This is a genomic window from Amycolatopsis sp. NPDC047767, assembly GCF_040704195.1.
Classification (GTDB): domain Bacteria; phylum Actinomycetota; class Actinomycetes; order Mycobacteriales; family Pseudonocardiaceae; genus Amycolatopsis.
Map to the genome: position 1 here is coordinate 62,786 of NZ_JBEYSJ010000005.1, position 26,366 is coordinate 89,151.

The 26,366-nt window shown below is 71.0% G+C and carries 24 protein-coding genes; 19 read left to right on the top strand and 5 right to left on the bottom strand.

The window, feature by feature from the left end:
- The first annotated feature begins 43 nt into the window (after positions 1–43).
- Positions 44–676: a HAMP domain-containing sensor histidine kinase gene (locus AB0878_RS11335; protein ID WP_366578844.1), complete on the top strand. Its 633-nt coding sequence runs from the start codon at positions 44–46 to the stop codon at positions 674–676.
- On the top strand, positions 673–1,341 hold the full coding sequence (locus AB0878_RS11340) for a response regulator transcription factor (protein WP_366578846.1): 669 nt from the start codon (positions 673–675) through the stop codon (positions 1,339–1,341). Before AB0878_RS11335 ends, AB0878_RS11340 begins: the two co-directional genes overlap by 4 nt.
- A 13-nt stretch (positions 1,342–1,354) precedes the next feature.
- Here the strand turns inward: AB0878_RS11340 and AB0878_RS11345 are convergent, their stop codons facing one another.
- The gene (locus AB0878_RS11345) at positions 1,355–2,929 is read right to left on the bottom strand and encodes a hypothetical protein (RefSeq protein ID WP_366578848.1); all 1,575 of its coding nucleotides are present in this window, start codon (positions 2,927–2,929) and stop codon (positions 1,355–1,357) included.
- Between the two features lie 260 nt (positions 2,930–3,189).
- Here AB0878_RS11345 and AB0878_RS11350 point away from each other — a divergent pair, with 260 nt between their 5' ends.
- The gene (locus tag AB0878_RS11350) at positions 3,190–4,020 is read left to right on the top strand and encodes an alpha/beta hydrolase (protein ID WP_366578850.1); all 831 of its coding nucleotides are present in this window, start codon (positions 3,190–3,192) and stop codon (positions 4,018–4,020) included.
- A 45-nt stretch (positions 4,021–4,065) separates the two neighbouring features.
- On the opposite strand, the gene AB0878_RS11355 is transcribed toward AB0878_RS11350, so the two are convergent.
- Positions 4,066–4,662: a TetR/AcrR family transcriptional regulator gene (locus tag AB0878_RS11355; RefSeq protein WP_366578852.1), complete on the bottom strand. Its 597-nt coding sequence runs from the start codon at positions 4,660–4,662 to the stop codon at positions 4,066–4,068.
- Positions 4,663–4,789: 127 nt separating this feature from the next.
- Between AB0878_RS11355 and AB0878_RS11360 the strand changes: the two genes are divergently transcribed.
- The 5 genes from AB0878_RS11360 to AB0878_RS11380 all read left to right on the top strand — a co-directional run bounded on the left by AB0878_RS11360 (position 4,790) and on the right by AB0878_RS11380 (position 11,954).
- Positions 4,790–5,542 (top strand): SDR family oxidoreductase, encoded by a 753-nt coding sequence (locus AB0878_RS11360; RefSeq protein ID WP_366578853.1) that lies wholly within the window; start codon positions 4,790–4,792, stop codon positions 5,540–5,542.
- A 70-nt stretch (positions 5,543–5,612) separates the two neighbouring features.
- The gene (locus AB0878_RS11365; RefSeq protein ID WP_366578855.1) at positions 5,613–7,079 is read left to right on the top strand and encodes an AMP-binding protein; all 1,467 of its coding nucleotides are present in this window, start codon (positions 5,613–5,615) and stop codon (positions 7,077–7,079) included.
- The gene (locus AB0878_RS11370; protein WP_366578857.1) at positions 7,069–8,523 is read left to right on the top strand and encodes an NAD(P)/FAD-dependent oxidoreductase; all 1,455 of its coding nucleotides are present in this window, start codon (positions 7,069–7,071) and stop codon (positions 8,521–8,523) included. The genes AB0878_RS11365 and AB0878_RS11370 overlap by 11 nt, the downstream gene beginning before the upstream one ends.
- A 216-nt stretch (positions 8,524–8,739) precedes the next feature.
- Positions 8,740–10,773, top strand: coding sequence for a hypothetical protein (locus tag AB0878_RS11375; RefSeq protein ID WP_366578859.1), 2,034 nt, complete (start codon positions 8,740–8,742; stop codon positions 10,771–10,773).
- 14 nt (positions 10,774–10,787) lie between these two features.
- Positions 10,788–11,954 (top strand): S53 family peptidase, encoded by a 1,167-nt coding sequence (locus AB0878_RS11380; protein ID WP_366578860.1) that lies wholly within the window; start codon positions 10,788–10,790, stop codon positions 11,952–11,954.
- Here AB0878_RS11380 and AB0878_RS11385 read toward each other — a convergent pair.
- Complete coding sequence (locus tag AB0878_RS11385; protein ID WP_366578862.1) at positions 11,951–12,718, bottom strand: methyltransferase domain-containing protein; 768 nt, start codon at positions 12,716–12,718, stop codon at positions 11,951–11,953. The genes AB0878_RS11380 and AB0878_RS11385 overlap by 4 nt on opposite strands.
- An 83-nt stretch (positions 12,719–12,801) precedes the next feature.
- Here AB0878_RS11385 and AB0878_RS11390 point away from each other — a divergent pair, with 83 nt between their 5' ends.
- From AB0878_RS11390 to AB0878_RS11410, 5 genes are read left to right on the top strand one after another with little or no spacing between them, the layout of a single operon-like run.
- Positions 12,802–13,536: an acetoacetate decarboxylase gene (locus AB0878_RS11390; protein WP_366578864.1), complete on the top strand. Its 735-nt coding sequence runs from the start codon at positions 12,802–12,804 to the stop codon at positions 13,534–13,536.
- Between the two features lie 9 nt (positions 13,537–13,545).
- Positions 13,546–14,466: a 3-hydroxyacyl-CoA dehydrogenase NAD-binding domain-containing protein gene (locus AB0878_RS11395; protein WP_366578866.1), complete on the top strand. Its 921-nt coding sequence runs from the start codon at positions 13,546–13,548 to the stop codon at positions 14,464–14,466.
- On the top strand, positions 14,463–15,992 hold the full coding sequence (locus AB0878_RS11400; protein WP_366578868.1) for a CoA transferase: 1,530 nt from the start codon (positions 14,463–14,465) through the stop codon (positions 15,990–15,992). The genes AB0878_RS11395 and AB0878_RS11400 overlap by 4 nt, the downstream gene beginning before the upstream one ends.
- A gap of 21 nt (positions 15,993–16,013) precedes the next feature.
- Positions 16,014–17,312: an aldehyde dehydrogenase family protein gene (locus AB0878_RS11405; protein ID WP_366578870.1), complete on the top strand. Its 1,299-nt coding sequence runs from the start codon at positions 16,014–16,016 to the stop codon at positions 17,310–17,312.
- A gap of 42 nt (positions 17,313–17,354) precedes the next feature.
- Entirely contained in the window at positions 17,355–18,353 is a 999-nt protein-coding gene (locus AB0878_RS11410) for a hypothetical protein (RefSeq protein WP_366578872.1), read from the top strand.
- 55 nt (positions 18,354–18,408) lie between these two features.
- On the opposite strand, the gene AB0878_RS11415 is transcribed toward AB0878_RS11410, so the two are convergent.
- On the bottom strand, positions 18,409–18,744 hold the full coding sequence (locus AB0878_RS11415; RefSeq protein ID WP_366578874.1) for a DAK2 domain-containing protein: 336 nt from the start codon (positions 18,742–18,744) through the stop codon (positions 18,409–18,411).
- Positions 18,745–18,862: 118 nt separating this feature from the next.
- The gene (locus tag AB0878_RS11420) at positions 18,863–19,219 is read right to left on the bottom strand and encodes a hypothetical protein (protein WP_366578875.1); all 357 of its coding nucleotides are present in this window, start codon (positions 19,217–19,219) and stop codon (positions 18,863–18,865) included.
- 227 nt (positions 19,220–19,446) lie between these two features.
- On the opposite strand from AB0878_RS11420, the gene AB0878_RS11425 reads away from it, so the two are divergent.
- From AB0878_RS11425 to AB0878_RS11450, 6 genes are all read left to right on the top strand, one after another.
- Positions 19,447–20,934, top strand: coding sequence for an alkaline phosphatase family protein (locus tag AB0878_RS11425; protein WP_366578877.1), 1,488 nt, complete (start codon positions 19,447–19,449; stop codon positions 20,932–20,934).
- Between the two features lie 287 nt (positions 20,935–21,221).
- On the top strand, positions 21,222–22,841 hold the full coding sequence (locus AB0878_RS11430; RefSeq protein ID WP_366578878.1) for an ABC-F family ATP-binding cassette domain-containing protein: 1,620 nt from the start codon (positions 21,222–21,224) through the stop codon (positions 22,839–22,841).
- A gap of 109 nt (positions 22,842–22,950) precedes the next feature.
- On the top strand, positions 22,951–23,385 hold the full coding sequence (locus AB0878_RS11435; RefSeq protein WP_366578880.1) for a hypothetical protein: 435 nt from the start codon (positions 22,951–22,953) through the stop codon (positions 23,383–23,385).
- Positions 23,386–23,410: 25 nt separating this feature from the next.
- Positions 23,411–24,517 (top strand): histidine kinase, encoded by a 1,107-nt coding sequence (locus tag AB0878_RS11440; protein WP_366578882.1) that lies wholly within the window; start codon positions 23,411–23,413, stop codon positions 24,515–24,517.
- On the top strand, positions 24,514–25,122 hold the full coding sequence (locus AB0878_RS11445) for a response regulator transcription factor (RefSeq protein ID WP_354881654.1): 609 nt from the start codon (positions 24,514–24,516) through the stop codon (positions 25,120–25,122). The genes AB0878_RS11440 and AB0878_RS11445 overlap by 4 nt, the downstream gene beginning before the upstream one ends.
- A 115-nt stretch (positions 25,123–25,237) precedes the next feature.
- Positions 25,238–26,212 carry an NmrA/HSCARG family protein gene (locus AB0878_RS11450; RefSeq protein WP_366578884.1) on the top strand — a complete coding sequence of 325 codons (975 nt, stop codon included), beginning with the start codon at positions 25,238–25,240 and terminating at the stop codon, positions 26,210–26,212.
- The last annotated feature ends 154 nt before the right edge of the window (positions 26,213–26,366 follow it).

The following is a 26,366-nucleotide window of genomic DNA, read 5'->3' on the forward strand; positions in this document are numbered from 1 at the left end:
GACTCCCTTCGGTCGGGGAAAGGTAAAGGCGAGGGAAAAAGCCATGGAAACCGTGCCGGAACGCCGGGCGGCCACCGGGCGCCGCAGCGAGGATCGCACCGTTCAGGCTCTGTGGGGAGTGTTGCACGATCTCGGCCACGAGATCACGACGTTGGCCTTCCTGGTCGAGTCGGAGCTGAAGGACGTGGCCGGCGTGGAGCTGATCGGTGAGCAGGTTTCGCGGTTGCGCACGCTGGTCTCCCACGCGCTGGCAGCCGAGACGCACGAGGAGATCGTGCCGCTGCGGCCGATGCTGGCGCAGCTGGTGAAGCTGGCCGATCGGGTCAGCGAACCTTCGGTGGTGCTCGTGGACGGAGCGGCCGCTGCCGTCCACGCGGACGGCACGGTGCTGTGGCGGATCCTCGCCAACGTGCTGGGCAACGCGGTGCGTGCCGCGGGGCCCGACGGTCACGTACGCGTGGAGCTCACGGCGAACTCGCCGGTCACCGTGTCGATCACGGACGACGGGCCCGGGTTCGGGCGCATTCCGCCGGGAACGGCGTCGCTCGGCCTGGTCACGGTCGCGCACCTCGCCGAGGCGACGGGTGCGCAGGCCCTGGTCGGACCGGGTGAACCGGAGGGCACTTGCGTGCGGATCGTCTTCCCCAGCCGCCTGAGTGAAGGGGAGCACGAATGACGAGCATCGTCCTGGGTGACGACCACAAGGTTTTTCTCGAAGCGCTGGCCGGGTTGCTGGAGCGGCACGGATTGCGGGTGGTGGGCACCGCCCGCACGCTCGCGGAAGTGGTGGCGACCGTGCGCGAGACGCGCCCGGACGTCTGCCTGCTCGACCGCAATTTCGGCGCCGGCCCCGTGGAAGACGGCGTCGCGGCGACGCTCGCGGCGAGCCCGGGCACCAGGGTCATCATGCTCACGGCCAGCCCCGGCAACGGCGCGGTCGCCGACGCCCTGCGCTCCGGTGCGGCCGGCTACGTGCACAAGACGTGCGGCGTGGAGCACCTCATCAACGCCATCGACCGCGTGATCGCCGGCGAAACCCTCGTCGACGTCCCCGTGCGCACCTCGGCGCCCGCCGCGGACCGCTCCCGCGAGATCGACCTGCGCGAACGCTTCCTCACCAGCCGCGAACGCCAGTGCCTCGCGATGCTCATCGACGGCGACACGACCGAGACCATGGCCCGCCGCCTCGGCGTGTCCACGGCGACGGTGCGCAGCCACGTGCAGGGCGTGTTGGTGAAGCTCGGCGTGCACTCGCGCCTGGAGGCCGCCGCGCTGGCCGTGCGCCACGCGCTGGTGCCGTCGGTGTCGGCGGCCTCGGGGTTCGAGGCCCGGCTCGGCTGAGTCCTTTGTGGACCTAGCCGGGCAACTGGCTCCGGAGCCGGTCAAGCCACCGGTCGACGGTGAGCTCGTACCGCCCGGGGTCGTTCGCCGGCGCGGCCTCGGCGACCGCCGCGTTCACGTGGTCGCGCACCGTGCCCGCCCACTCGGGCAGCACCCACACGGTCTGGAAGTAGTCGGCCCGCATCCGCACGACGGCGACTTCCTGGTATCCGGCAGTGACCTCGCGGTTGCGCACCCCGTAGCGGGACTCGGCGATCTGCGGTGAGCCCGACGTGATGATCAAGACGGTCGGGTGCGCCTTCAGGATGACCTCGGTCGGATCGGCGCCGCGGGAGATCTGCGCGTCGTTGAGGCCGAGGTAGTCGATGGCCTGCCAGCCGCTGTAGTAGGGGATGGCGCCGGCGTCGGCCACGGCCAGCGTGCGCGCCTCGGCCGGCACGTCGGCCGCACCGAGGCCCTTGCCGATCGCGACGTGTGCGCGCTGCAGGTCAGGCCCGTAGTTCGCGATCATGCCCAGGTCGGGCGCGGTCGCGCCGGCCACGGCCGACCAGCCGACCGCGACGACCCCGGTCAGCGCCGTCAGCCACCGCCCGCCGAGCGCGGCCGCGCCGAGGCCTGCGCCGAGGCAGAGCACGGGCACGCCGTGGTCGGCGAAGCGGTCGAGGTAGTCCATCGTCGGCCCGGACACGGCGTAGGTCACGTAGGTCAGCACCACGGTGGCCACCAGCAGTCCGCCGGCTGCGCGGGTGTCGCGGCGTAGCAGCAGTGACAGCGTCAGCACGAGCAGGGGCAGCAGGAGCCAGAACGTGTGCTCCGTCCACAGCCGGCCGGACGAGAGGTCGCCGAACTTGACGTAGAACGTGTTGGGCAGCAGCTGCCCGTAGTACTGCCAGCGCCACACGAAATACCCGGCGCCGGCCACGGCCGCGCCCGCCGTCCACCACCACGTCGCCCGGCTGCGCCGCGTCGTCCACAGCCAGACGGCCACGGTCGGCAGGACGGCGAGCACACCGTCCGGCCGCAGTGTCCCGAGCACCAGCAACAGCAACGGCGGTTCCCACGGGTGCACCCGCTCGCCGTCGAGGACCCGCAGTCCCAGCACCACCGCGCGCAGGAGTACAGCTGCGAACACGGCGGTCTCAAGGCCGCTCGTGATGTGGAAGTAGGTCGGCAGGAAGACCACGTACGCGCCGCCTGCCACCAGAGCGCCGGCGAGGCCGCCCCGGCGGTGGCCGGTCGTCACCAGCATCAGCAGTGTGAGCACGCCGAAGACCAGCGACGTCACCTTCGCGAACAGCGGCAGCGCGAGCCCCAGCCACGAGCCGAGCCCCGACCACAGCACCCAGGAGAAGTCGGTGAAGCCCTCGACGCGCGGGCCGGTCACGTTCCACACCGGCCCGTGGCCGGCGGCGAGGTTGGCGGCGTAGCGGAAGCTGATGAACGCGTCGTCGATGGTGAAGAACCACGCCGACCAGGCGCCGGCGAGGAACAGCACGAGCAGGCCGAGTCCGGTGAGGACCAGAGCACGGCGGCGTGGTCTGGCGGCTTCGACGCGTCCGGCTGCTGCGGACGTGGACGTGGTGGTCATGACGCACCCCGTGGTTGGACGAGCCTGTGACCTCGACGGAGCGGCAACTTTAGTCGAAGTGTCCCGATGCTCCCACGATCAGACCACGTGTCGGGCTCGTCTCGCCCGTCCAGATCTGTGGGCGGAGCCCGTCGTCGGCCTGGGGCTTCGGTATTCCAGATCTTACGATGATCTTTCACGCACTATGCACAACTTGATTGCACACAATTTAGTTGTACTGTTCATTTCAAGCGAAGCCCGAACTTCACGAGGAGCAAGAGATGCGCACACGTACTCGCCTGGCCCGGATCGCCGCCGCGACCGCCGCGTTGGCTGCGGCCGCCGTGTTCGTCGCGGTGCCGTCTTCGGCGGCGCCGCAGCAGGCCGACCACCACGCGCCGGCGAAGGCGAAGCCGACCATCGTGCTGGTGCACGGGGCGTTCGCGGACACGTCGAGCTGGAACGGCGAGGTCACACGGCTCGAGCAGCGCGGCTACAAGGTGATCGCCGCCGCCAACCCGCTGCGCGGGGTCGCGTCCGACGGTGCCTACATCAAGGCCCTGGTCGACAGCGTCGACGGACCGGTCGTGCTGGTCGGCCACTCCTACGGCGGCTCGGTGATCACCAGCGCCGCGCTGAACGACCCCAAGGTGCAGGCGCTCGTCTACATCGCGGGCTTCATCCCGGACCAGGGCGAGTCCGCGCTCGACCTGACCAACAAGTTCCCGGGCAGCACGCTCGGCGACACCCTGCAGCAGGTCACCCTCCCCGGCGGTGAGACCGACCTCTACGTGAAGCAGGACCTCTTCCCGAAGCAGTTCGCGGCCGACGTCCCGCTGTCGCAGGCCCGCCAGATGGCCGCCGGTCAGCGCCCGGTCGCCGCGTCCGCGCTGAGCGAGCCGTCGGGTGCGCCCTCGTGGAAGAACATCCCGGTGTGGGACCTGATCCCGACCGGTGACAAGAACATCCCGCCGGCCGCGCAGAAGTGGATGGCCGAGCGCGCCCACGCCCACACCGTCGTCGTGCCGGGTGCTTCGCACGCCGTGCTGGTTTCGCGGCCCGACAAGGTCACCGACATCATCCTGAGCGCCGCCGAAGCGACCACGAAGTAACTCCACGACTCGAACAGCCCCGGCCGAACTTCGGCCGGGGCTTTTTCACTGTCCGATCAGCCGCTCCACCAGCGCGGTGTACTGCGCCACGATCGCGTCGCGCGTCAGGCGGCCGGACGGGACGAACCACTCGCGCACGCCGTTGAGCATGTCGAGCACGGCCATCGTGGTCACGGTGACGTCGGCGATCCGGAACTCGCCGGCCGCGACGCCTTCGGCGAGGACATCGCGGAACGCGTCGTGGTACGCGGTTTGCAGCTTGATCCCCTCGGCCTGCTGGGCGGGGTCGAGCGCGTACCGGATGGGGTTGCCGACCAGCAGCTCCGGGCGCCGGTCGTCGCTCAGCTCGAGGTGCAGGCGCACGACCCGCCGAACGCGTTCGCCGGGCGAAAGGGACTCGTCGCGCAGCACGGGCACAGTCGCGTCGACGAAGTCGGTCATGAACCGCGAGACGATCGCGTGCAGCACTTCCTGCTTGTTCGTGAAGTGGTGGTACATCGTCGAGGACGAGATGCCCACCGCGTCGGCCAGGTCGCGGATCGACGTGGCGCTGTAGCCGCGCTCGTGAAACAGCTCACTCGCGCGTTCGAGGATCAGGACCCGGAGATCGGGCCCCTCGTCAAGCGACTTCTTCCTGGCCACGGCCCTCCTTCCGGCGACGAGGCGGGGTGTGAACGTGGGCTGATCGTACGATCGGCACGTTGACGAGGCGAACCTAGCCTGGTAGATCTGGGTGTCGATCAATCGATCGACACGGGACAAGGATCTCATGACCGAACACGACTGGTCGCCGCTGCCGCGCCCGGGCAGCCGGGTGGTGGTCACAGGCGCCGGCGGTGGGCTTGGCCGGGCGCTCGTCGCCGCGTTGACGCAGGTCGACGCCCGGGTGGTCGGGATCGACCGCGTTGCCGCAGACCCAGCCGGACCTGAACACCTCGTCGCCGACCTCACCGACGAAGCGGCCGCCGCGCGAGCCGTCACCGAAGCCGTCGAACGGCTCGGCGGGCTCGACGCCGTGATCGGCGCCGCCGGGATCGTCGACACCGTCCACCGCGCGAGCACATTCCCGCTCGACGCGTTCCGGTCCGATGTGGACGCCAACCTCGTCGCGCAGTTCGTGCTCGCCCGTGCGGCTTACCCGGCGTTGAAGGAATCCGGCGGTTCGATCGTGTTCCTCTCCTCCGTCGCGGCGGAGGACGGCCTGCCCGGCCAGGCGGCGTACGCGGCGGCGAAGGCCGGCGTGCTCGGCCTGACGCGCTCGCTCGCCGCGGAGTGGGGCGGCGACGGTGTGCGCGTGAACGCGGTCGAGCCCGGACTCTTCGCGACGCCGAAGGTGCTCGCGATGCCCGATTCGGCCCGCGAGCGGCTACTCGCCGGCGTGCCGATGGGCCGCGTCGCGACGCTCGGCGAGGTCGTCGGCTCGGTCCTCTACCTGCTGTCCCCGGCCGCGGGGTACACCACGGGCCAGGCGCTGCGCCTCGACGGCGGCTCCGGGCTCACCCGCGGCGGCTTCTACCGCTGAGCACCCGTTCACCGCCGAGCACCCGTTCACTGCTGAGCACCCTGTACCGCTGAGCACCCAGGAGATCCGCGTGTCCCCGAGAACCCTGCCCGCCATGCTGCTCGACGTCGCCGAAAGACACGGCCCTGGCGAAGCCCTCGTCGACGGCGAGACCCGCATCTCCCACGCCGACATGGTGCGCCGCTCCGCCGTGGTGGCCACGCGGCTGCGCGAGCTCGGCGTGGAGCCGGGGCACCGCGTCGCGATCTTGCTGCCCAACGGCTGGCAGTACGCCGTGAGCTACTTCGGTGTGCAGCTCGCCGGCGCCATCGGCGTGCTCGTGAACACGCGGTTCGCCCGGCCCGAGATCGACCACGTCCTCGCCGATTCCGGCGCGAAGCTCGTGATCACCGACCGCGACCTGGCCGGTGCCGTCGACGCCGCCGCGCTCACGGCCGACGCCGGGGAAACCGCCGACCCCGGCTCACTGCCGGGTCAGCGAGTCGAGCCGGGTGACGTCGCGCATCTGCTCTACACCTCCGGCACCACCGGCCGCCCGAAAGGCGCGATGCAGACGCACGCCAACCTGATGTTCAACGCCGGCACCGTCCGCGAACGCCTCGGCGCCGGCCCCGGCGAACGCACGCTCGTGGCCGCGCCGATGTTCCACGCCACCGCGATCGTGTCGCAGTTCATCGGCTTCCTCGCCAACGGCGCGTGCTGCGTGTTCACGCCCGCGTTCAAGGCGGAGACCACGGTGGCGCTCATGGCGGCCGAGCGCATCACGTTCTTCGCCGGCGTCGCGGCGATGCTGCGGCTGATCCTGCTGAAGGCGGAAGACGCGGGCGCGGACCTGTCGTCGCTGCGGTTGTTCGTGATGGGCGGCTCGCCGGTGCCGGAGCCGTTCCCCGCGCAGGTGAAGGAGCAGCTGCCGGATCTGGTGCTGGGCAACGTCTGGGGCCTCACCGAAGGCACGTCGATCGTCACCTTCACCGCCGGCGCGGAGTACCTGAGCCACCCGTGGAGCGTCGGCCCGGTCGTCGACGGCGTCGAGGTCGCGATCGCCCTGCCCGGCGAGCCGCCGCGCGACCTGCGCGACACCGTCGGCGAGCTGTGCGTGCGCGGACCCGTGGTGGCCGCGGGCTACTGGGGCAACCCGGAGGCCACCGCATCGACCTTTGTGGACGGTTGGCTGCACACGGGTGACGTCGGTTCGATCGACGGCGACGGGTTCGTCCGCGTGCTCGACCGGCTCAAGGACATGATCATCCGCGGCGGTGAGAACATCTACAGCCTCGAGGTGGAGAGCGCGCTCGCGCAGCACCCCGACGTGGCCGAGGTCGCCGTGGTGGGCGTGCCCGATCCGATCTTCGACGAGCGCGTGCGCGCGGTGATCGTGCCGCGGCCCGGCCGGACGCCGAGCGAGGAAAGCCTGCGCGAGCACGCAGTGAAGCTGCTCGCCGACTTCAAGGTGCCCGTGGAGTGGCGGTTCGTGACGGAGCTGCCGCGCAACCCCTCGGGCAAGGTCCTCAAACGGGAGCTCTCGAATGCCGGCTGAGCACGTCGACGTCGTCGTGATCGGCGCGGGCTTCAGCGGCCTGGGCATCGCGGCGCGGCTGGACAAGGCCGGATTCCGGTCGTTCCGTGTCCTCGAAGCGGCCGACGACCTCGGTGGCACCTGGCGCGACAACACCTATCCCGGCTGCGGCTGCGACATCCCTTCGCCGCTGTACTCGTATTCCTTCGCGCAGAAGCCTGACTGGAGCCGGCTGTTCGCCGGTCAGCCGGAGATCCTGGAGTACCTGCACGACGTCGCGCGCCGGCGCGGGCTGCTCGACCGGCTGCGCTTCGGGCAACGCGTCACGCGCGCTGCGTGGGACGAGAATGCCGGGCGCTGGGACGTGACCACGGCGACGGGGGAGACCTACCGCGCGCGGTTCGTCGTGTCGGCCGTCGGTCCGCTGCACCACCCGGCATACCCGGAACTGCCCGGCGTGGAGTCGTTCCGCGGCGAGGTGTTCCACTCCGCGCAGTGGCGCCACGACGTGGACCTGACCGGCAAACGCGTGGCCGTGATCGGCACGGGAGCGAGCGCGATCCAGTTCGTGCCGGCGATCGTCGACCAGGTCGCCGCGCTGACGGTGTTCCAGCGGACGCCGCCGTGGATCGTGCCGAAGGCCGACCGCGCGTTCGACGCCCGGCACCGGTTCTGGGCGCGCTGGTTCCCGCCGTTCCGCTGGTACGTGCGCGATCGGCTGTACTGGATCCACGAACGCCGCGCGGTCGGCTTCGTCGCCGATCCGGCCGCGATGGAGCAGACCGCGGGCCTCGCAAAACGATTGCTGCGCAAGCAGGTCCCTGACGAGGATCTGCGCGCGCGGCTCACGCCCGACTACGCCATCGGCTGCAAACGCCTGCTCATCTCCAGCACGTGGTACCCGGCGCTGACGAAGCCGCACGTCGACGTGCGCTCGGGCGGGGTCGCGTCCGTGACGCCGGACGCGGTGGTCGGCGCCGACGGCGTTGAGGTGCCCGCCGACGTGATCATCTACGGCACCGGCTTCGACACGCAGCAGACCATCCGGTTCGAGGTGCAAGGCCGCGGCGGCCGCACGCTCGCCGACGCGTGGAGCAAGGGCAACGAGGCCTACCTCGGCACGACCGTCGCCGGGTTCCCCAACCTGTTCCTCATGGTCGGCCCGAACACGGGGCTGGGTCATAACTCCCAGGTGTTCATGATCGAGGCGCAAGCGTCCTATGTGGTCGCCGCGCTGCGCCGCCTGCGCCGCGCCAAGGCGTTCGAGGTGCGCGCCGAGGTGCAGGACGCGTTCAACGACTGGCTCGACTCGCGGATGGCCGCCACCGTCTGGCAGACGGGCGGGTGCCGCAGCTGGTACCAGGACCCGAAGTCCGGCCGCAACACCGTGCTGTGGCCGGCGGGCACCGTGGAGTTCTGGCGGCGGACCCGGCGCTTCCGCGCGTCGGACTACTCGGTGACCTGATCGCTGGGCCGAACGGAGCAATTCGAACCGGCGGTGGAACCTCCGCCGGGCCCTTCACGTAGGTAGCGGGTGATCCGTTCCCTACTGGAGGTGTGTGTGCGTAACCCTTTGACCGTGCTGGGGGTCGTGGCGCTCGTCGCGACAGGGGCAGGGGTCGCAGCAGCAGCGCCGCAAGTGACACAACCGCAAGCAGAACAACCACACGACAGAACGGCGTTGCTCATCACGGGCGACGTCGTCACGGTCCACGACCTCGGCGGCGGCCGGGAAAGCGACGACGTGGTCCCGGCCGCCGCCAAGGGCCCCGCGAGGTCGTTGGTGCACCTCGGCCTCGGCGGACGGAACTACGAGATCCCCGCGACCGCGGTGCCCTATCTGGGGAAGGGCCTGGACCTCGGCCTGTTCGACGTCGACAAAGCCACGACCGACCACGTGACCACGCCGACGCGCACGTTCGACCGCGCGGCCGCGCGGAACTTCGGTGCGCAGCTGGCGAAGCAGTACACGGAGGATCGCGCCCGTGGCACCTTCGGCGGCCGCGGCCTGTTCGCGAACGGTGTGACGTACGGGGCGCCGGCGAAGGCGCAGCCCCGCAGCGTGCTGAACACGCTCACCCTCGCCGCGAACGAAGCCGACGGCACCCCGTCCGACACCGGCATCTCGCTGCTCACCAACCTCGACGACTCGACCCTGCTCGACGAGAACGAGGCCGTGAACTTCTTCTACGACGGCACGGCGAAGTACAGCGTGCCCGCCGGGAACTACAGCGCCGTCAGCGTTTTCTTCACCACCGCGGCCGACGGCAGCGTCAGCGGGGTGCGGGAGGTCGTGAACCCCGAGTTCACGGTGAAGGCCGACGCGACCGTGCGGATGGATGCCGCGAAGGCGACCAGCAAGGTCACCTGGGTCACCCCGCGTCCGGCGCTCCTGGACGACAACGGGTTCTTCGTCCGCCGCGCCGCGAAAACCGGGCCGGCGGTCACCTTCGACTACGACGCCGGCCCCGGTGTGCCGATGTGGATCTCGCCGGTCGCGAAGGCCGTGCGGATCGGTGAGCTGCAGACCTACCCGTACGCGCACCTCGTCTCGGCGCCCGGCACCGGCACGCCGTACGAGTACTGGCTGCAGAAGGCCAGCAGTGGCACCATTCCGAAGCAGCGCTACCCGGTGACCGACGCCGACGTGGCCACAGTGGACGCGAGCTACTATTCCGAGGTTTCCTCGCTCGGACGCCACCAGCGCAGCGGGATGTTCACGTTCGAGACCGTGAGCAGCCGCCCGTCCGTGCCGATCGCGCTGCCCCGGCACCAGATCGAGTACGTGCAGGCGGCACCCGACCTGATGTGGTTCGGCGGCACGGCCAAGTACTACCGCACCGAAGGCGGGTTGGAGGCTTGGTACGGCGCCCAGCGCGCGACCACCGAGGTCTACACCGGCGGGCAGCGCAAAACCGAGGGCTACAACGAATTCCCGCTCCACCCGGCCGGGGCGACCGTGGCAGGCACGCCCGTTCCGCAGAGCTCGATGCTCGTCCCCGGCGCCGTGCGCGACGGTGACGACGTGTCGTTCGACCTCGTGCCCTTCACCGACAACGAACCCAGCCACACGGGCACCGGCCTCTACGGGGAGCCCGGCGACACCTTCTCCGGCCACTACCGGTTCACCCAGGACGGCGCGGTCGTCGCGGAAGGCGCACCGGGCGAGCAAGTGCAGTTCACGCAGACCGTGGGCGCCACACCGAGCACGCTCGGGTTGACCGTGGACGCGACGCACAGCGGACCGTTCTTCGCGCTTTCGACCGCGACACACACGGAATGGTCGTGGCGTTCGCAGCACGTCGACGGCCCGGTGCTGCCGGCGCCGTTCATCTGCCGCGTCAGCAAGGGCGAGGCGCCCGACACCGCGTGTGGCGTGGAACCGCTGCTCATGCCGACGTACGCGGTCGGCGGCCTCGGCGTCGACGGCTCCACCCCGCACGGCGCGCAGGCGCTCGACATCACCTTTGCCCGCATGCAAGGCGCGGCGAGCAGTGCCGTCTCGACGGCGATCGTGCAGTTCTCCACCGACGGCGGCACGACCTGGCAGGACGCCACCGTCACGCCCGGCCCGGGAGGAACCTTCCACGCGGCCTACTCGGTGGCGCCGGAGGGTCCTGACGGGACGGACGTCGCGCTCCGAGTGTCGGCTGCCGACGCGGGTGGCAGCACCGTCGCCGAGACGCTCACTGCCGCCTACCACGTGAACTTCTGAGGGGAGTGTCCACTGTGCTCGATCGGTTCAGCAGAATCCTCGCCGTCACGGCGATCCTGGGGGCGGCGCTCGCCTCCACCACAGCCACCACCGCTTCGGCGGACGCCGTCACCGGACCCCGCACGGCCTGCGGCGCTGTCGGCCCGACCTTGGCACGGTGTCTGAGCAGCTACGTCCCACCCACCTCCGCCGCGGCGGCCGACGTTCCGGACGGCTGGGGCGCCACGGACCTCGCGGCCGCGTACCGGCTTCCCGCCGAGGCCGGTCCGGGCGACCTCGTGGCGATCTCCATCGCCTACGACTCGCCGACGCTGGAGCACGACCTCAACACCTACCGCGCGCAGTACGGGCTGCCACCGTGCACTTCGGACACCGGCTGCTTCCGCAAGGTGAACCAACGTGGTGAGGCCGCGCCGTTGCCCGGGACGGAGTTCGGCTGGAACCTGGAGTCCACACTGGACGTATCGATGGTGTCGGCGGCGTGTCCGTCGTGCCGGATCCTGGTGGTGGAGGGCGACAGCCCGCAGTTCCCGGACCTGGCCGCCACGGAGGACACGGCCGTGCGGCTCGGCGCGAAGATCGTGACCAACAGCTACGGCGGACGCGAGAGCGGTGTTTCGCTCGCCTACGCGGACAGCTACCAGCACCCGGGCGTCACCACCGTCGTCTCGTCGGGTGACGCCGGGTACACCGCCGCGAGCTATCCGGCGGTGCTGCCGAACGTGGTGGCTGTCGGCGGCACGGTGCTCGCGCACGACTCGTCGCCGCGTGGCTTCTCGGAAACGGCGTGGGTCTCGGGCGGCAGCGGCTGCTCGGCCTACGTCGCGAAACCCGCGTGGCAGAAGGACACGCACTGCCGCAACCGCACGGTCGCGGACGTTTCCGCCGTCGCCGAGCAGCTGTCGCTCTACTTCGGGCCGGCCGGTGGTTGGTTCACCGCGGACGGCACGAGCGCGTCGGCGCCGTTCGTCGCCGGCCTGATCGCCCGGGCCGGCCACGCGGGCACCACGTCCGCGGCCACGGTCTACGCCGCGGCGGCGCACTTCTTCGACGTCACCGAGGGCTCCAACGACCGGCTCTCCGGCGGGCACAAGTGCGGTGGCGACTACCTGTGCGTCGCCGCCGCCGGTTACGACGCCCCGACGGGTGTCGGCACTCCGGACGGGTTGGCGGGCTTCTAGGCGCCTCGGCGCGCGGTGATGAGCCACGCGCGGGAGCCGAGCCACACGCCGTCGGCGGTGTGGTGTTCGGCCATGACTTCGCGAAGCCGCTCGAGCGCCCGCGAAGTCTCGCTTTCGTCGAGCGGGTCGAGCGCGGTGCTGACCAGTTGCAACGGCCGCACGACATCGGCGGCGGTCGCGGGATCCGGGCCGTAGTAAAGGGGTTCGGACAAGCCGGCGAGCTGCACGTCGGAGAACCCCGCTGTGGTCAGCACTTCGCGGACCACAGCGGGGTCGCCGAGGGTGAACGGGCTGGTGTGCGGCACCGGCGGGTTGCCGACCGCCCGGCTGATCTCCGACACCCACTCCTGCCGGTCGCGCACCTGCCACACGAGCTGCACCAGCCGCCCGCCCGGCCTCAGCGCGCGGGCGACGTTGGCGAACGCGGTGACCGGGTTCGCGAAGAACATGGTGCCGAGCCGGCTGAAGGCAAGACTGAAGTGCGCGTCGGGGAACGGATGCGTCTGCGCGTCGGCCAGCTCGAACCGCACGTTGGTGACGTTTTCGGCCACCGCGAGCCGGCGCGCGGCCTCCACGCCGGGCGCGGAGACGTCCACACCGAGCGCGGAGCCCCGCACGGCGAGGCGGGCGGCTTCGCGGGTGGTCGCCCCGCTGCCGCAGCCGAGGTCGAGCACGGTGTCGCCGGGTCCCACGGCGGCGGCCTCACGCAGCAGCGGTTGGTAGCGCTGGAGCTCGGCGTCGAAGTCGAAGGTCGGTGCGGCCATGGCGCCCATCATGCCCGCCATCGAGATGCGGCGGCGGAAAGTCGCAGGTAGATTGCGATTCGTGATCTTGCGGGAAGTCGCTCATGCGTGAGGACGAGGTCCTCGCCCAGCTCACCACGCCCCTGGCCGCGCCGGCTTTCCCGCGCGGGCCCTACCGCTTCACCGACCGCGAATACCTGAACATCACCTACCGGACGGATCCGGCGGCGCTGCGGGCGCTCGTGCCGGAACCGCTGGTCGTCGACGAGCCGCTGGTGCGGTTCGAGGTGATGCGCATGCCCGACGTGACCGGCCTCGGCGACTACACCGAGTCGGGCCAGGTCGCGATGGTGCGCCACGGCGACGAAGCCGGTGAGTTCATCCTCGGCATGTACGTGGACAGCCTGCCCGCCATCGCGAGCGGCCGCGAGGTCGCCGCGTACCCGAAGAAGCTCGGCAAACCCAGGCTGTACACCGATTCCGACACCCTCGTCGGCTCGCTCGACTACGGCTCGATCCAGGTCGCGCTCGCCACGATGGGGTACAAGCACCGCACGCTCGACGAAGCCCAGGCGCGTGCGGAGCTGACCGCGCCGACGTTCATGCTCAAGATCGTGCCCGGCTACGACGGGCGCCCGCGCATCTGCGAGCTCGCGCGCAGCCAGATCACCGACGTGACGATCAAGGGCGCCTGGACCGGGCCCGCGCGGCTGCACCTCGTGGCCCACGCGCTGGCGCCGCTGGCCGACCTGCCGGTGCTGGAGATCGTGTCGGCCGGCCACCTCCTGACCGACCTCACGCTCGGCCGGCTCGCGGTCGTGCACGACTACCTGGCTTGAGGGGAAACCATGAAGGCGACCATCGTCGGTGGCGGGGTCATCGGCGTGTCCTGGGCGGGGCTGATGGCCTCGCGCGGCCTGGACGTGACGGTCAGCGACCCGGCGCCCGGCATCGAGGACACCGTGCGCGCCGGGCTGGAGGAGCTGAAGCCGGCGTTGCGGGAACTCGGCTTGCCGGCAGACGACTTGGCGGTGCGCTTCGAACCGGACCTCGCGACGGCGGTCGCGCAGGCCGACGTCGTGCAGGAGAACGGGCCCGAACGGCTCGATCTGAAGCACCAGATCTTCAGCACCATCGAAGCGCACGCTCCGGCGCACGCCCTGCTGTTGACGTCCACGTCGGGCATCCCCGCCACGGACATCGCCACGGCGCTGAGGCAGCCGGAACGGCTCGTGGTGGGGCACCCGTTCAACCCGCCGCACCTGATTCCGCTGGTGGAGGTCGTGCCGGGGGAGAAGACGTCGGCGGAGAACGTGGCGCGGGCCGTCGAGTTCTACGAAAGCCTGGGCAAGAAGCCGATCGTGCTGGCGAAGGAGGTGCCCGGGTTCGTCGCGAACCGGCTGCAGGCCGCGATCTTCCGCGAGTGCGTGCACCTGGTCGCCGAGGGGGTGGTCACCGAGCAGCAGCTCGACGAGGTGGTCACGTCCTCGCTCGGGCAGCGGTGGGCGGTGAGCGGGCCGTTCCTGAGCTTCCACCTGGGCGGCGGGGCCGGCGGGCTGCCGCACTTCCTCGAGCACCTGGGCCCTGGCCTGCAGAAACGCTGGGGCCAGCTGGGCACGCCGGACCTGGACGAACCGACCGTCGCGCTGCTGAGCGCCCAGTCGGAGGACTTCGGCGGCACGATCGACGAGCTGGCGAAGGCCCGGGACGAGAAGCAGATCGCCGTGATGAGGGCGTTGGGGACCACACCGGGACAGGAGCAGCGATGACCGTCACCGACCGCATCCGCGAAGCGCTCGCCAACCCCATCCGTTCCGAGGCCGACGACCGGTTCGACATCCACGCCGCGCTGGCCGAAGTGCTGGCCGACGCCGGACTGTCCGAAAAGGACTGTGGTGGCAGCGTCGAGTTCCTCGGCGCGGACCCGATCGTGCCGAGCGCGGTACGGCTGGGCGCGGCGCCGGCGATCGGGCTCGTCGCGAAGTCCGTGGCATTGGCCGCGTTGTGGCGCCACCGCGGTGGGCCGGGCCAGGACATCAGCATGGACGTTCGCACGGCGCCGCACCGGCTGTGCCCGTTCTACGACAAGAAGTGGGAGCTGATCAACGGCCTGCCGCCCACCAACACGGCCGACCCGGGCAGCCCGTTCACGCTCAAGTTCTACCGTGCCGGCGACGGCCGCTGGGTGATGCCGCTCGACATCTACCCCAAGCTCAAGTCCGCCACGCTCAAGCTCCTGCGCACCTACGACGACGAACCCGCCGTGGCCAACGCCGTCGCCCGCTGGAACGCCCTCGACCTGGAGGAGGCCGGCGCCGACGCGGGGCTCGTGATGCCGATGGTGCGCAGCACGGAGGAGTTCCTCCAGACGCGCCAATACCGCGACGTGCTCGCGGACCTGCCGTTGATCGAGATCGAGAAGATCGGCGACTCCGACCCCGAACCGCTGTCGGAGGGCGCTCGTCAGCCGCTCGACGGCGTGCGCGCGCTGGGTATGGGACACGTGATCGCCGGCGCCGCCATCGGGCGCGCGCTGGCGCAGCACGGTGCCGACGCGCTGAACCTGTGGCGTCCCACCGAGTGGGAGAACCCGGTGACGTACTCGACGGCGAACGTCGGCGTCCGATCGGCCACAGTGGACTATCTGCGGGACAAGACGGCGCTGGCGAAGGTGCACGAGCTGGTGCGGGGCGCGGATGTCTTCTACGCCAACCGCCGGCCGGGCCTCGTCGCTGGGCTCGGGTTGTCCGCCCAGCGCGCGGCGGAGCTCCGGCCGGGGATCATCCACACGACCGTGTCGCTGCACGGCGAGCGCGGGCCGTGGGCGCAGCGCGTGGGCTTCGACCAGACGGCGGGGTGCGTCGCCGGGATGATGACGCTGGAGGGCTCGCCGGACCAGCCCGTGCTGCCGCACATCGGCGTGGTCAACGACTACCTCGTGCCGTGGCTGGCCACCACCGGGATTTGCGCCGCGTTGATGCGCCGGGCGACCGAAGGCGGCAGCTACCGCATCCACATCTCGCTGACGCGCATCGCGTTGTGGATCATCAGCCTGGGTGTGTTCGACAAGGAGTACTCGCGCACGGTCGCCGGCACCGGTGAGCTGCACGCGTATGTCGACCCGGAGACGTTCACGGCCGAGACGCCGCTGGGGCTCTACCAGGGCGTGACCGACCAGGTGCGGATGTCGGAGACGCCGGGTGAGTTGTCGACGATCCTCGTGCCACGCGGGTCCGGGCGCGCCGAGTGGCTGCCGCGGTCGCCCCGCCGCAACTGTGGTCGGATTGGCAACTGACAACACAGTAGGGTCGTGATCATGATCCCGGACGTGGTTTCCCGCCTGCGCAAGTCGTTCGCCTCCGGCCGCACCAAGCCGCTGTCGTGGCGGCGCGAGCAGCTCGGCGCGTTGAAGCGCATGCTGCTGGAGCAGGAGGACGACTTCCTCGCCGCCTTGCAAGCCGACCTCGCGAAGAACGCCACCGAGGCCCGGCGCACCGAGCTGATGTTCATCGTCAACGAGGTCGACGACACCCTGGAACACCTCGACGAGTGGCTCGCGCCGCAACCCGCCGGGCTGCCGGAGCGGTTGCTGCCCGCCGAAGGGCGCGTGGTGCGGGAGCCGCTGGGCGTGGCGTTGATCATCGGGCCGTGGAACTACCCGCTGCACCTCGCGCTGGCGCCGCTGGTGGGGGTGCTCGCCGCGGGCAACGCCGCCGTCGTGAAGCCGAGCGAGCTTTCACCGACGGTGTCGGCCGCCATCGCGCGCCACGTGCCGGCGTACCTCGACCCCGAGGCCGTGGCCGTGGTGGAGGGCGCGATCCCGGAGACGACGGAGCTGCTGGAGCAGCACTTCGACCACATCTTCTACACGGGCAACGGCGTCGTCGGGCGGATCGTGATGACCGCCGCCGCGAAGCACCTCACGCCGGTGGCGCTGGAGCTGGGCGGCAAGAGCCCGGTGATCGTGGACACCGACGTCGACCTCAAGGTGGTCGCGCAGCGGATCGTGGACACGAAGTTCATGAACGCCGGCCAGACCTGCGTCGCGCCCGACTACGTGCTGGCCATCGGCGACACGGCGGCGCGCCTCGAACCACTGCTGACGGAGGCGCTGCGGGCGAAGTTCGGCGACGACCCGGCGGCGAGCCCCGACTACGGGCGCATCGTGAACACCCGGCACTTCGACCGGCTGTCGCAGCTCCTGGCCAGCGGCCGCGTGGTCACCGGCGGTCAGACGGACCGCGACGCCAAGTTCATCGCACCGACCGTGCTCGCCGAGGTGGCGCCCGACGCACCCGTGATGGGCGAGGAGATCTTCGGGCCGATCCTGCCCGTGCTGGCCGTGTCGTCTTTGGACGACGCCATCACGTTCATCACGGGCCGCGACAAACCGTTGGCGCTGTACGCCTTCACGGGGTCCGAAGAGGTCAAACAGCGCATCCTCACCGAAACCTCCTCCGGTGCGGTGACGTTCGGCATGCCGGTGCTGCACCTCGTCGCGCCGGAACTCCCGTTCGGCGGCGTCGGCGAAAGCGGCATGGGCCGCTACCACGGCAGGTACTCCATCGACACGTTCAGCAACCTCAAAGCGGTGCTCGACAAGCCATTGTCCTGACGACTCGGTGGAATCCCCCGGGGGCGGCTACGATCCTGGATCATGAGCCACCCAGGGGGTCAGCAACCGCAGGGTTATCCGCAAGGTCAGCAGGGGGGCCCGGCGGGGTATCCGGCGCCGGGACAGCCGGGTCAGCCGCCGCAGTGGCATCCCGAGACCGGCCAGGCGCAGCAGGGGTTCGGCCAGGCCGCCGGGTCGCAGCCGGGTTACGCGCAGCCGCAAGGGGAACCGGGCCAGCCGGGTTACCCGCAGCCGAACCAGGCCGGGTACCCGCAGCCCGGTTACCAGCAACCCCTGCCCCAGCACGGTCAGCCGCAGCAGTGGGGCACCCCGCCGCAAGGGCAGCCCGCTCAGCCGGGCTACCCGCAGGCGGGCCCGGCCGGGTACCCGCAGCAGGCCGGCGACCTACCGCCGGGCTACCAGCAACCCCTCCCGCAGCACGGGCAGCCGCAGCAGTGGGGCGCTCCGCAGCAGCCGTTCTCGCAGCCGCCACAGGGCTTTCCCCAGCAGCCGGGCCAGGCGGCCGGTCCACTGACCCAGCCCGGCCTCGGCGCGATCCCGGCCGTGCTCGGCGTGGTGCTGGAGCTGGTCGCGCTGTTCGGCGTCTCGTGGATCACCTTCACCAACGGCACTCAGTCGGTGACGATGACCTTCCTCGACCTCGTGAAGGCCGCCAGCGACAACGCGGCCGCCTCCGGCTTCGCGGCGACGTACGTGCAGTTCCTCGCCTTCCTGATCACCGCCGCGACCGCCGCGTCGGTGCTGCCGTGGACGCTCGGCGCGCTCCGGGCCAAACGCTCGGCGTTCCTGCTGAGCGGCATCCGCAGCCGCGAACTCACGCGGGCGAGCTTCTGGTGGTACCGCACGGTCTTCAGCGGCCGCGCGGCCGTCATGCTGATCCTCCACGTCGCCGGCATCGCCACCCTCTACTGGGGCAACTTCCCCTCCCTGGGCCTCGGCCCGATCCTCCTCCTGGTCGGCGCCGTCCTGGTCATCGCCGGCGCGGCCATGGGCCCCCGCCAGGCCCCGGCCATGCCCTGATCTTCCACAAGGGAACGTCAAGAAGACCAGCGCACACGGATCTCCACAAAGGACCCTAGGCGGCCGCTTCGAAGAACAACGCGACCGTCAGCGCCCCCGGATCGGTGACGCCGCGGGCGTTTTCGCCGACGTAGCTCGCCCGGCCGCGTTTGGCCAGCAGCCGGGAGGTCGAGGCGGCGCCCGCGTCCGCGGCGTCAGCGGCGGAGCGCAGCGCGGTGGGCAGGGGGTCGGCGCGGGTGGCGGCTTCGGACAGGGCCGTGGCGGCCGGGCCATCGCGTCGACCATGGTCTTGTGGCCGACCTGGGCCTTGCCGAGGCGTCGGACGACGGCGAGGCCGGCCGAAGCCGAAGTCGCCAACGAAGGCGTGGTCAAGGCCGAGGAGCGAGCTCACCGACCTCGACCGCCGCGCCGGCGACGGCGACTTCGCCACCAACCTGCGCTCCGCCTGAAACCGCGCGCACGATCTCCCCCGAGCTCGGCGCGGGCCGCAGGCCCGGCCGGCTGACCTGTCAGGCCGGCGCCAGCACCAACGTGGTGTGCTGCCCGTTCAGCCCCTCGTTCATCACGAGCGCGCACGCCACCACGGTGCCCAGCCAGACGGCCGACACCGCGAGGTCCGGTCGGGGGACTACCGGGTAGAGCACCGGGGTGAACGTGTTCCCGCCATTGCCGCCCGTGGCCGCGTGGACGTGGTTCAGGTAGCGGATCCCGGTGGTCCGGTCGAACAGCACCGGGTGCCGGAAGGCCTCGCTCATGTCGAACCCGCGGCGCTTCTTCTCGGGGCGCGTGTCCGCGAACTCCGTCACCTCGACGACGTGGCCGACCGGGATCGGCGCGGGGTAGTTCACCGCGATCGTGCGATTCACACCGGCACCCTAGCAACCGCCGGCCGTTCCGCTGACGGGAAAAATGACACTCCACAGTGGACGCATCCTACGTCTGGTTCCACCGCTTCGTCCGGAAATCGAGTTACGCACGTCACTGCGCCATGGCGAGTTCGGCCGAAGTTCAGCCACTGCTCATCCACTCCTGGGCGAACGGCTCACCGCGGCGGACGAGTGTTCCTCGTGGCTCCCACCCCGAAAGGACCTCGATGACCGAGAACACCGACCAGGGCAACGGTTTCACGCGCAGACGCCTCCTGGGTTCCGCGGCCGCCGCGGGCGGTCTCGCCGCCGCCGCGATGGCGCTGCCGGCCAACGTTCGCAAGGCGATCGCTTCCCCCGCCCCGAAGAACGGCCGGATCTCCGACATCAAGCACGTCGTGATGCTGATGCAGGAGAACCGCAGCTTCGACCACTACTACGGCACGCTGTCCGGCGTCCGCGGCTTCGGCGACCCCCACGTCGCACGCCAGGCGGACGGCAGTTCGGTCTTCTACCAGAAGGACACGAAGAACCCCAAGGGTTACCTGCTGCCCTACCACCTGGACACGAAGTCGACCGCCGCGCAGGCGATCCCGTCGACGAGCCACGAGTGGGCCGTGCAGCACCAGGCCTGGAACGGCGGCAAGAACGACCAGTGGCTGCCCGCCCACCGCGCCGCCGACGGCGAGACCAACGGCCAGTACACCATGGGTTACTTCACCCGTGAGGACATCCCGTTCCAGTACGCGCTGGCCGACGCGTTCACGATCCTCGACTCCTACCACTGCTCGGTGCTCGGCCCCACGGGCCCGAACCGGCACATGTGGATGGCCGGGACGATCGACGCCGCGGGCGACTTCGGTGGCCCGTCGCTCACCACGAGCGCGCCCAACGGCCAGTACTCGTTCAAGACCTACCCCGAGCGCCTCACCGAGGCCGGCGTGAGCTGGAAGGTCTACCACCAGCCGGGTTCGGTCACCGGGCTCGCCGCGATCCAGCACATCGCCCAGTACTTCAACGCGAAGCCGGGCGACGACCTGTTCGAGAAGTGCATGAACCCGCAGCCGCTCGGCCAGTTCGAGTACGACGCGGCCCACGACCAGCTGCCCACCGTGAGCTGGATCCTGCCGCCGGCGGGCTTCGACGAGCACCCGGCCGGCCTGCCCGCCGCCGGTGCGACCTTCGTCGCCGGCAAGATCGACGCCATCGCGGCCAACCCCGACGTGTGGGCCAAGACGGCGTTCATCCTGTCCTACGACGAGAACGACGGCCTGTTCGACCACGTCGTGCCGCCCACGCCGAAGCCCGGCACCCCGGGTGAGTTCGTGTTCAAGACGTCGGTGACCGGTGTCGACGGCGCCGGGCTGCCCACCGGCCTCGGCTTCCGCGTGCCGTGCATCATCGTGTCGCCGTGGACCGTCGGCGGCTGGGTGTGCTCGGAGCTGTCCGACCACACCTCGCAGCTGCGGCTGCTGGAGCACGTGACCGGCGTGCGCGAAACCAACATCACCGACTGGCGCCGCCGCACCGTGGGCGACCTCACCTCGGCGTTCCGGTTCCACGACGCGACCAAGCACGCGCCGACGCTGCCCGACACCACGGGCCAGTACAACCTCGCCCAGTACGAGGTCAGCCAGTTCAAGCTGCCGCCCATCCCGACCACGCAGCAGAGCTTCCCGCACCAGGAGCCCGGCCACCGGCCGAAGACCTCCTGACCTCGGCGTTCGTCACCCGTCCGTCCATTCGCGACGGACGGGTGACGGCGCGCGCGGCTCTCGGCTGATACGATCGCGGGGAACTTGCAGGACGAGTTTCCAGGGAGTTGACCACCGCGATGGTGGCTGAGGACGACATCTCCGGGTGAATCCGGCGACGACAGCGGTGCGCACGGTCGGTTTTCGACCGCCGCGACACCGCACTTTTTCGTCTCCTCCTTCAAACCCTGCCCTGTCGTTCTCCGGGCGGCTCACGCACGCCCGCATCGCAGCTTGAGAGTCCTGTCATGTCCAAGATCTCCGTCGTCGCCACCGGCCTGTCCTTTTCCTGGACCGACGGCACCCCCGTCTTCGAAGACCTGTCCTTCACGCTCGGGCCGGGTCGCACCGGTCTCGTCGCGCCCAACGGCGCCGGCAAGAGCACCCTGCTCAAGCTCATCGCCGGCGAGCTCCACCCGCTCGCCGGTTCGGTAACCGCCGACGGCGTGCTCGGCTACCTGCCGCAGACGCTGCCGCTGGCCGGCGAGCCGACCGTGGCCGAGGTGCTGGAGATCGCGCCGATCGTGCGCGCGCTCGCGGCCATCGAAGGCGGTGACGCGAGCGAAGAGCACTTCGCGAAAGTCGGCAGCGACTGGGACATCGAGGAGCGCGCCCGCGCGGAGCTCGACCGGCTCGGGCTCGGCGACGTCGGGCTCGACCGCCGGCTCGACACCCTCAGCGGCGGCCAGATCGTGTCGCTCGGCCTGGCCGCGCAGCTGCTGAAACAGCCCGACGTGCTGCTGCTCGACGAGCCCACCAACAACCTCGACCGCGGCTCCCGACGCCGCCTGCACGCCGTGCTCGGCGATTGGAAGGGCACGTTGCTGCTGGTCAGCCACGACCGCGACCTGCTCGACCGCATGGACCGGATCGCCGAGCTCGACCACGGTTCGCTGCGGCTGTTCGGCGGCAGCTTCACCGAGTACGAGGGCGCGAAGAAGGCCGCGCGCGAGGTCGCGGAGAAGAACGTGCGCTCGGCCGAGCAGGAGGTCAAGCGCGAGAAACGCGAGCTGCAGCAGGCCCGCGAGCGCGCGGCGCGGCGGGCGTCCACCGGCGCCCGCACCGGCTCCGACATCCCGCGCATCGCGCTCGGCAACATCAAGCGGCGCGCGGAGTCGTCGGCCGGCAAGGCCAACGACATGCACTCCCAGCGGCTCGGCGCCGCCAAGGCCCGGCTCGACGAAGCCGACCGCGCCGCGCGCGAGGACGACACGATCGTGCTGGAGCTGCCCGACACCGCGGTGCCCGCCGGGCGCACGGTGTTCCACGGCGAGCGCCTGCGCGTGCGGGAGCTGTTCGCCGGTGAAGGCGCGACGCTGGCGATCCGCGGGCCGGAGCGGATCGCGTTGATCGGCGCCAACGGAGTCGGCAAGTCGACATTGCTGCGGCTCATCGCGGGCCTGCTCGAACCCGACAGCGGGCTGCTGACCTGGGCCGACGGCCGCGTCGCGTACCTCTCGCAGCGCCTCGACCTGCTGGACGACGACCGCACCGTGGCGGAGAACCTGCGCGCGGCCGCGCCGCAGCTGCCCGAGGCCGACCTGATGAACCTGCTCGCCCGCTTCCTGTTCCGCGGACCGCGGGCGCACCTGCCGGTCGGCGTGCTCTCGGGTGGCGAGCGGCTGCGGGCGACGCTGGTGTGCGTGCTGTGCGCGGAGCCGGCGCCGCAGCTGCTCCTGCTCGACGAGCCCACGAACAACCTCGACCTCGCCAGCGTGGAGCAGCTCACCGGCGCGCTCAACGCGTACCAGGGCGCGTTCGTGGTCGTGAGCCACGACGACCGCTTCCTCGCCGACCTGGGTCTCGGCCGCTGGCTCACGCTCGCCGACGGCAAGCTGACGGAAACGGGGCCGCCGTCGGATTCCTGACAAATGTCATGGGCGCTTCACGCGCCGGCTCACTGCTGCGAGCCGGCGCGTGCGCCCAGGATGAGTGGAGCACAAGGGGAGCACTCCACACCGTCCGGAAAGGACAGTCATGAACGCCGGATCCGCCGCCGTGTCCCACGAAAACCTCAACCACCCGCGCAGCCTCTCGGCCTTCCGCACCACGAGACTGCTCGTCATCGCCTACCTCACGCTCAGCGTGCTCACCGTCGGAGCGGTGGTCCTGCTGCGGAACAACTCCGCGATGGTCACCGACGCCGTGTGGGTGCGGACGGTGATCGTCGTGGCCAGTGCCCTGCTCACGTTGTCCTTCACCCTCCGGACGAGCAAGGGCTCGCGCCGCGCCTACCTGCGGCTGCGGTTGGTCACCGCGATCATGCTGGTGGCGCTGGTCGTCATCGCGGCACTGCCCGGCGCGTTCCCGGTGTGGCTGCGAGCCGAGCAGGGCGTGTGCGCGCTGCTCCTGCTGGGTGTGGTGCTGATCGTCAACGGGCGGCACGTCCGCTCGTTGTTCGCGCGGTCCTGACCACGATCCCGGTAGCGTGCCCGACGTGGACGACAACGTCGATCGCTGGGTGCTCGGGCGGCGCAGGTTCGTCCTCGACGCCGGCATGCTCGTGTACCCGGCGGTGACCGTGGCCGGCCTGGTGCCGCGCGGCGGCACCACCGCGGTGGTGGGCTGCGTGCTCGTGGGGTTGTTCAGCTGCTGTTACGTGGTGGCCGCGATCGCCGCGGACCGCGTGGCCCCGCGGGTGTTCTGGTGGTCGCTGGGCGCGCAGGCGGTGCTGTTCCTCGCCGCGTTGCCCTTCGCGCAGGCCGACGCGTTTTTCCTGGCCGCGGTCGTCGTGGCGTTTCTGATGCGGTTGCTGCGTGGCCGGGCGGCGGTGGCGGTGCTCCTGGGGGCCGGACTGGCGGCGATCGTGGTGCCGCCGGCCGTACGGCCGTGGCACTCCGGGCCGGCGTGGTCGCAGGCGATCGCGCTCGTGTTCACCGCACTGATGGTCTACGCCTTCTCCGAGGCGGTCCGGGCGAACCGGGCGCTGGTCGAGGCGCGCGCGGAGGTACAGCGGCTCGCGGCCGAGGCCGAGCGGGCCCGGATCTCGCGCGACCTGCACGACCTGCTCGGGCACTCGCTCACCGCGATCACCGTGAAGAGCAATCTCGCCCGCCGGCTCGGGAAGACGGACGCGGAACGCGCGTTCGAGGAGATCGGCGAGGTGGAACGCCTTTCGCGCCAAGCGCTCGCCGACGTGCGCGCGGCCGTGTCGGGCAGTCCCGACGTGACCCTGGCCGGTGAGCTGGCGCGCGGCCGCGAGCTCCTGCGCGCGTCGGGCGTCACGGCCGACCTGCCCACGGCGACGGACGTGGTCGACGGCGCGCACCAGGAGCTGTTCGGCTGGGTCGTGCGGGAGGGGCTGACCAACGTCGCGCGCCACGCCCGCGCGACGAGCTGCACCGTCAGGATTTCGGCTTCGGAGGTGGAAGTGCGCGACGACGGAGCGGGCGCGGTGGCTGCTGCCGGCAACGGTCTGGACGGGTTGCGCTCACGCGTCGCCGAGGCCGGCGGGCGGATGGAGGCCGGGCCGGTGCAGCCGCGGGGGTGGCGGCTGTGCGTGTCGATGCCCGCGCCGCGTTCGATGAACGGAGCGCCGGCATGACGATCCGCCTGCTGCTCGCCGACGACCAGGCCCTGGTGCGCCAGGCGTTGTGCGCCCTGCTGGAGCTGGAGGACGACTTCGCGGTCGTCGCGTCGGTCGGCCGCGGTGACCAGGTGGTGGACGCGGCGCTGGCGGAGCAGCCGGACGTCGCGCTGCTGGACATCGAGATGCCGGGCCTCGACGGGCTGGCCGCGGCGGCCGTGCTCGCCAAGAAAGCGCCGGGCTGTCGCGTGGTCATGCTGACCACGTTCGGGCGCGCGGGCTACCTGCGGCGCGCGATGGAGGCGGGCGCCGTCGGGTTCGTGGTGAAGGACGCCCCGGCCGAGACGCTGGCCGACGCGATCCGCCGCGTGGTCGCCGGTGAGCGCGTGGTGGATCCGGCGCTGGCCGTCGCGACGCTGGCGGCGGGGGAGTCGCCGCTCACCGCGCGCGAGCGCGACGTGCTGATTGCCGCGCGGTCGGGGGTCTCGGTGGCCGAGATCGCGGCCACGCTGTACCTGTCGGAGGGCACGGTGCGCAACTACCTGTCGGCGGCGATCGCCAAGACGGGGACGCGCAACCGGATGGAAGCGCTGCGGGTCGCCGACGAGCGCGGCTGGCTGTGACAGCCCGTGCCGTCCCCCGCCGTGGGTACCCACGGTGTGGCGAGGTGCCGCACGGAAAAGAGGGACAACCTGGAACTCGTTCGGCGAACATCCGACGAGAGAGGCAGGAAACCCGATGACCGACAAGAAGATCATTGCCGTGGTGGGAGCGACCGGTTCGCAGGGCGGTGGTCTGGCCCGTGCGATTCTCGACGACCCGCAGGGACCGTTCAGCCTTCGTGCGCTGACCCGCGACGTCGAGTCCCCGGCGGCGAAGGAGCTGGCGGCGCGCGGTGCGGAGGTCGTGGTGGCCGATCTCGACGACGAGGCCAGCGTGCTGCGCGCGTTCGAAGGCGCGTATGGCGCCTACGTGGTCACGAACTTCTGGGTCCAGCGCACGCCCGAGGAGGAAGCGGCGCGCACGCGGGCGCAGATGGAGCTCGACCAGGCGGAGACCGCCGCCCGCGCGGCGAAGAAGGCCGACCTGAAGCACGTGGTCTGGTCCACGCTGGAGGACACGCGTCCCCACTTCGCGCACCAGGGCACGCAGCTGCCGACGCTGCTCGAGAAGTACACGGTGCCGCACTTCGACGCCAAGGGTGAGGCCAACCGGTTCTTCACCGAGCACGGCGTGCCGACCACGTTCCTGGAGACCACCTTCTACTACGAGGCGTTCCTGCAGGGCCAGGGCGTGCACCGTGGCGCCGACGGAAAGCTCGAGCTGACCAACCCGATGGGCGACGCCGTGATGGCGCTCGTCGCGTCGGAGGACATCGGCCGCACCGCCTACGGCATCTTCCTCGCGGGCCCCACCTACATCGGCCGCACGGTCGGCCTGGCGGGCGCTCACTACACCGGTGTCCAGCTGGCCGAGCTGTTCGCGAAGGTGCTCGGCGAAGACGTCGTCTACCGGCCGCAGACCCACGACGAGGCGCGCGCCGCCGGTTACCCGGGCGCCGTCGAGGTCGGCAACATGTACCAGTTCTACGCCGACGCCGCCGACTCGTTCGTCGAGTCCCGCGACCTCGAGCGTGCGCGCCGCATCAACCCGCGGCTGAAGCCGCTGGAGGAGTGGCTGCGGGAGCACAAGTCGGAGCTCGTCACCGACTGATCCGGGTTCCGGACCGCCGTGAGACGTCGTCGGGGGACGGCCCGCGGCGGTCCGGGTCGCGTGCGGCGGCGGTGAGGCGCCGCCGCACGGGGGGAACGCTCGCCGGCGGGGCTGGTCGCACTGCGCCGCCGGCGGGCACTTCCTGGTCGGCCGG